This is a genomic window from Commensalibacter sp. A3DC, assembly GCF_047307945.1.
GTDB classification, from domain to species: Bacteria; Pseudomonadota; Alphaproteobacteria; order Acetobacterales; family Acetobacteraceae; genus Commensalibacter; species Commensalibacter melissae.
On the sequence record NZ_JAXOQA010000078.1, the window covers coordinates 1 to 6,819 of the forward strand.

General features: G+C 34.6%; 3 protein-coding genes. All 3 read left to right on the plus strand.

Features of this window, described 5'->3' with window-relative positions:
* The coding region (locus tag U0839_RS07965) for a glycosyltransferase (RefSeq protein WP_413550437.1) at positions 1-5,038 on the plus strand (5,038 nt) is incomplete at its 5' end.
* 9 nt (positions 5,039-5,047) lie between these two features.
* Positions 5,048-6,052, plus strand: a complete 1,005-nt coding sequence (locus tag U0839_RS07970; protein WP_155565181.1) for a glycosyltransferase — start codon at positions 5,048-5,050, stop codon at positions 6,050-6,052.
* 60 nt (positions 6,053-6,112) lie between these two features.
* Positions 6,113-6,799: a DUF805 domain-containing protein gene (locus U0839_RS07975; protein WP_413550439.1), complete on the plus strand. Its 687-nt coding sequence runs from the start codon at positions 6,113-6,115 to the stop codon at positions 6,797-6,799.
* The last annotated feature ends 20 nt before the right edge of the window (positions 6,800-6,819 follow it).

Consider the following 6,819-nt stretch of genomic DNA (forward strand, 5'->3'; position numbering starts at 1 on the left):
GGTTTTCGACTTAGAATGGTATCGTAATCGGTATAAAAGTTTTTCGTTACTGATACAGGATATATATCAAGGCGATGTTTTTGCTTATCATTCAACTAATGGGTATAAGGTTGGAAATTCGCCCAATCCGTATTTTGATGAAAAATGGTATTTGACAAAATATTATGATGTAAAGGAGCTTATAAAAAAAGGGAAATACACTTCTGGATTTGATCATTACTGTAAAATTGGCTTTAAAGATCATTCACCACATTGGTTATTTTCAGAAACATTTTATAAAAAGCATAATCCAGAAATAAATGACCTAATTGGCGAGGGAAAACCTTATATTAATGGTTATGATCATTATTTACGGGTTGGAGATAGATCCTGTCTTAAAGGAAGTTTTTTTTTCAATCCCTGTTTGTATTTATCCCAAAAAGAGAATTTAGACGAAATCACAGAATATGGTCCATATCAATATGTTTTAACAAATGATACGGATGATTTCGATAAATTCAGACTTTCATGGTTTTTTGATCCAAAATGGTATGGAAATACATATTCAAAGGAAACATTAAAAACCACCAATTATCAATACTTGAATCTTCTCCATCATTATCTATCCAATCCAACACCAACATTATTCTCGCCTTTGGAACAATTTTCCGAACAATTTTATCTTGAAAACTATCAGGATTTATCTCCTTCGATTTTGATGGATGGTCATGGACTTTTTCGAAATGGTTATGAACATTTTATTGTATGTGGATGCAAGGAAAAACGAAAACCATTGAAGGATTTTGATTATAATCAATTTTCTGATGAGATATTTGAAAAAATTGCAAAAGACAATCTATATCTGAATATATTTGAATATTGGGTGGCTCAACAGGATTTGCATCTTTTAAATAAATTCATGGAAATCCAAAAAAAATATTCAAACGATAAAGACAAAATCGAAAATAGTTTTAATATACAAAAATCAGTAAAGAATCAAGAGACCGTTGAATCTGGGGATGTTTCAGACTCCATATCTACGCGAAAAAATGAAAAAGGGTTTTCAGTTATCGAGGATAACATTTCTAATATTGAAAAGGAAATAACCTCTTCAGATTATATGCCAATATGGCAGGCTTTTGATGAAAAATGGTATGTTCACAAATATGATCATGTAACTTCAAAAATGAAGGCACTGGAAGTTGATAGTGTTGAAGAATATTATAAAACATTTGGTTGTTTTGAAGGTCATTCCCCCAATCCTTATTTTGATGAGGAATGGTATTTACAGAAATATCCTGATGTAAAACTAATGGTTGATTGCCATCAATTTAGCAGTGGTTTTCAACATTATTGCAAGGAGGGATATCATACCCATGATCCGCATTGGTTATTTTCTGAAAAATATTACAAAAAAGTAAATCCACATTTGACAAATGAGAATTTGGAAAGGAATGGATTTGTTAATGGATATGACCATTTTCTGAAAGTGGGAGATATTGAGGGAAATAGTGGCAGTCTTTTTTTTAACAGTAATTTTTTCATTGGAAAATATCAACAGGCCATTAAGGAAGGGTTATCGCCTTATCAACATTATCTAAAATATTTGGATGAAATTGATGGTAAAATACAGGTATCCTGGTATTTTGATCCAGAATGGTATGCGCAGAATTATCCAGAAATAACAAAGGCAATTTCAGAAGGAACATTCAACAATTATATTCATCATTATCTAGTAAACAGTCAAGCTTTCAATTTCAATCCAAATGCCTGGTTTGATGAATCCTTTTATGATCAAAAATATAAAAGCCAGCTTGAGAATGTTCAAGCGTTCAAAAAATATAGAAATGGATATGCTCATTTTATTTACGAGGGAATACAGCTTTTATGGGATCCCTGTGAAGAAATAAATTTACAGCAATATGCTGCGGATAAAGCTGTAAAACAGGATATTCAAAAGGGACTTTATCCAAATGCCTATATTCGATTGCTAGCTAGCGGAACAAATTATGGGGGACGGAATAAGGATTTACCTGTTTCGTCACAATCTGATAGTTTGCCAATTCAAAAAAATATAGAAAATGACAAGGATGCAGTTGATCAAGCATTATGGGCTAAATTTGATGGGGAATGGTATATAAAAACCTATCCTGACCTAAGTGAAAGAATGAAAAATTGTGGTTTGGATGATGTGGAAATTTATTATAATCAGGTAGGTTCAATTTTAGGTCATTCTCCCAATCCCTACTTTGATGAGGAATGGTATTTACAACGATATCCTGAATTAAGAAAAAATATTGATCGTGGAGCGTTTAAATCAGGTTTTGAGCATTATTGTAATCAGGGTTATTTGACACATGATCCTCACTGGCTTTTTTCAACACATTATTATTTAAAAAATAACGCTGATTTTATTCATGAAGTTATTAATGATTCCCAATATATTAATGCTTATGATCATTATTTGAAAAAAGGGGATGGATTACGTCGTACAGGATCCTTGTTATTCGATCCTTCAATCTATCAACAGGCATGTTATGAACGTGAAGATGTAAAGCGCAGTCAAAATCCTTATAGAAATTTTCTTTATTATCTTAGTGATGTTGAAAAAAATACAAATGTCTCTCTTTATTTTGACACATCATGGTATTTAGAAAAATATCCTGATGTAAAACAAAAAATTGCTGATGGTGAATATCTTTGTGCTCTACATCATTATTGTTTGAATGAAACACCAAAACTATTTAATCCATCTCCATGGTTTGAAGAAGAATTTTACCTAGATCATTATAAGGATATAAATCAAGCCATTGAATCAACAGCAAATTTTAGAAACGGCTATGATCATTTCATACATTATGGTGCGTTAGAACTTCGTTCTCCACGGACCGATATTAATCTACACGAATATTATCTATCAGGGGATATTCGTGATAAGGTTGAAACGGGTATATTCAGGGATGCTTTTGCTGCTTATGTATTTGAACAAAAACTTGATCAGTGGATAAATAAGCAACCTGATGATTCTCATTATCGCTTAACTAATGAAACAAAGGAAAGCAGAACATATTTTAAAAAAAAATCAAGACTTGTTTTACCATCGGTTGTTCATGAAAAGCTTGATTTCTCCTATAAGGGTAAGGCGGATATCTGTGTAATTATGTTGATGCACAATAATCTGACGGTAACATTGACCGCGTTGGCATCCCTTCGCTCTAATTTTAATGGAAATATACAATTGCTTTTGGGTGATAATCACTCGATAGATGACAGTAAATTTATCCAAGGTTGTTTGATCGGTGCTTCCGTAAACCGTTTTCCCTATAATTTTGGCTTTGGTAAAGCATGTAACATATTGATGGAAGACGTTGATGCCCCGATTGTTATCTTTTTGAATAATGACATTAATTTATTGCCGGGAACAATTGATGTACTTTGTAAACGGTTGACTTCAGCAGATAATATTGGTGCAGTCGGAGGTAAAATAATTCATCCAGATGGATTGCTTCAAGAGGCAGGCCAGATTATTTGGCGGGATGGAACAACGACAGGGTATTTGAGGGGAAAAGACCCATTGATTCCTGAGGCGAATTTTGTTCGGGATGTTGATTACTGTTCAGCGGCGATGTTGGCAGTAAAATCAAAAGTGCTGAAGGAATTGAATGGATTTTCCCCTATTTATTATCCAGCCTACTTTGAGGATACGGATTTCTGTGTTCGGATGATAAAGGCGGGATATCGTATTGTATATGATCCCAATGCAGTTGTGGAACATATGGAGTATTGTTCAAGCAATCCGATTATTTCAAGTGGTTTGATAAAGCGAAACCATCGATTATTTGCCAGAGAACATGCGGATTTTTTAAGGTTTCAATCTCCCCGGCATAGTGATAATGTTTTAATTGCGCGACAGAGACGAAATATAAATAAAAGAATTTTATTCATTGAGGATAGGGTTCCTTTAAAACATCTTGGGTCTGGGTATATTCGTTCAAATGACATTATCTTTCAAATGTCTGAATTAGGGTATGAAGTGACGGTTTATCCTATAAATTACTTTTATCCCCATGTTTATCAGATTTATTCAAGCATGCCTGATACGGTTGAGGTGTTGTTCAATCATACAGTTGAACATCTTCGTGATTTCTTTAAGGAAAGAGCGGGATATTATGATTTGGTCTGGATAGGAAGAACTCATAATTTAAATAGAATATTGCCTATGATGGGTGAAGCTAGCCGTTATTTACCCCAGGAAATAATCCTTGATACAGAGGTTGTTGCGACACCCCGGACACGATTGCAGGCAAAGCTATTGGAAAAGGAAATAGACGAAAATTTTCAACAGGCTCTGGAGGAGGAGTTATCCTGTGCAAAACATTGTCAAGAAATTGTAGCCGTTAATGAAATTGATGCAAATTATATTAGACAGGCAGGATTTAACAATGTCGATATCCTCGGACACAGTATCAACATACGCAAATCACAAAAGGAATGGAAAGAGCGCAAAAATATTCTTTTTGTTGGCGCTTTGCATGATGATCAGGCACCTAATTATGACAGTTTGAAATGGTTTATAACTTCTGTGATGCCGATTTTGATTGATAAAATGGGATCGGATTTTACTTTTTCAATTGCAGGCTATGTAAATCCTTCTGTTGATATATCCGCCTTGATTAATTATCCTGATATAGATTTTTTGGGAATGGTGCCAGATTTGTCCAGTTTATATGATGATCATCGTGTCTATATCGCACCAACGAGATTTGCGGGTGGCATTCCCTATAAGTTACATGAAGCTGCATCCTATGGAATTCCTATCGTGGCGTCAAATTTATTGGTGGAACAACTGGGATGGCAAGATGAAAGGGATATTCTTGCAGCCTCCACGGATAATCCGGAATTTTTTGCCTCGCAAATTATTAGGTTGTACCAGACGGAGGAATTATGGAATCAACTGCGTCAAAATGCCCTTGATCGTATTGCTCGCGAATGCAATCGTGAACGGTTTAAGGAGCAGTTGCAGTCAATTTTATCAAAAGTTATTTTACACAGGTGTTAAAAGGTTCATATGGCTATAAAATCAAAAAATAAATTTCAAAAAACTAAAAATGAAAAAGTAATGGTATGCAGTGGTGGACGTTATGAATCGCAGGCCAATGCGCAGATCCGTGAAGCCATTATATCAGGTTGGGAAAGTGTTTTTGGTGAAGGTAATGTAATTTCCACGAATATTGCAGGAGCCGCGGCTGCAATTGAGTATATAAAACCTAAGATTGTTTTTTCAATTGGATCATATTTGCCGGAAAGCACCTATTTTGGAGAAGTATGTCACAGGGCAAAAAAATTCGGTGCGATCACCATTTTTTGGGCGACAGAAGATCCATATGAACAAGATGCCAATTACAGAATTATTGACGATTTCGATGTAATATTTTCCTGTGATCGTTGGGGAACGAATTTTTATAATCATCCACATACCCATTTTTTACCTTTGGCAGCTTGTGAAAAGTTGCATTACCGTCCCATTGACGAAACCATTGAAAAAACGGTTGATGTCATGTTTTGTGGTGTTGCATTTGGTAGCCGCAAGGATGTCATGCGCAGCATAAAACCAGCCCTGACAAATCTAAAAGTAAAAATTATCGGCCCGGGTTGGGGTGAATTCGGGATTGGCTTTTCAGATGCCAGGATAGAGAAAGATCAGTTAATTGAGTTATATCAGCGCTCGAAAATTGTTCTTAATTTGGGTCGTAGCCTTCATTTTGAAAATAAACGGTATATGATTATGCCTTCAAACCCTGGACCAAGAACGTTCGAGGCATCTGCTGCAGGTGCTATGCAGCTTTTTCATGAAGATAATTATGCAATTCATGATTTTTATGAACGGGATGAGGTTCCGGTTTTTTCAACACGTTATGATTTTCAACAACAACTTGATAAATATTTGAATGATCCAGATTTATTATTGGAAACGGCTAAAAAAGCACAGGCACGCACTCTGCGGAATCATCTTTATAATAACCGAATTCAGACCGTTATGGAAATTTTGAAAAATGATGGATTTCTAGATTAGATTATATTTTAGAAAAATTATTTGATATCATTTATTTAAGACAGGAAAAAAATTTTAAATATGCGGGGATGTATACTCAATTTTATCATTCAGACTAATACAGGGTATATCTCAGGCGATGATGGGCAGCGTTACGAATTTAGTGGCGATGAATGGAAGGAAAATATCGTCCCTCAAAAAGGGACCTGTGTTGATTTTCAAGTCAATCAACTCGGTAGGGCTGTTGCAGTTTTTATATTAATTGATGATAAAAATGTTCATTTTATGAATAAAATTCAATCACGGACCCAATATGAACAAAAACTTGAAAACGAAAAAAACTATACGATCATAGGATGGTTTAGTAAATGCATCAGAAATTATGTTAATTTTGAAGGAAGGGCCAGAAGAACAGAATTTTGGTCGTTTCAAATTTGTTACTGGGCCGTTTTTTTTATTGGACTACTCATAATTGGCCTGTTATTTTCTGCTACCATTGTTCAAATGGATACTTCATTCGATGGAATACTAATGTTTGAGGTCTGTCTATATCTATCAATATTCTTGTGGAGTGTATTTAGCATTGTAATGTTTATTCCCATGATTTCCGTTGCGGTCAGACGTCTTCATGATATTAATTTGTCAGGTTTTTGGTTGTTGCTTCATTTCATACCCGTTGGTTCAATTGCTGTTTGGATCATGTTTTGTATTGATACTAAATATGAGGATAATCAATGGGGGCCTCCAGCAAAATTAAAATATAGATAACTGATTTTCATCCCTTTTCT

What these genes read in the sequence shown, in the direction of transcription:
- U0839_RS07970 (WP_155565181.1), top strand. Translation starts at nt 5,048, where the DNA reads ATGGCTATAAAATCAAAAAATAAATTTCAAAAAACTAAAAATGAAAAA.
- U0839_RS07975 (WP_413550439.1), top strand. Translation starts at nt 6,113, where the DNA reads ATGCGGGGATGTATACTCAATTTTATCATTCAGACTAATACAGGGTAT.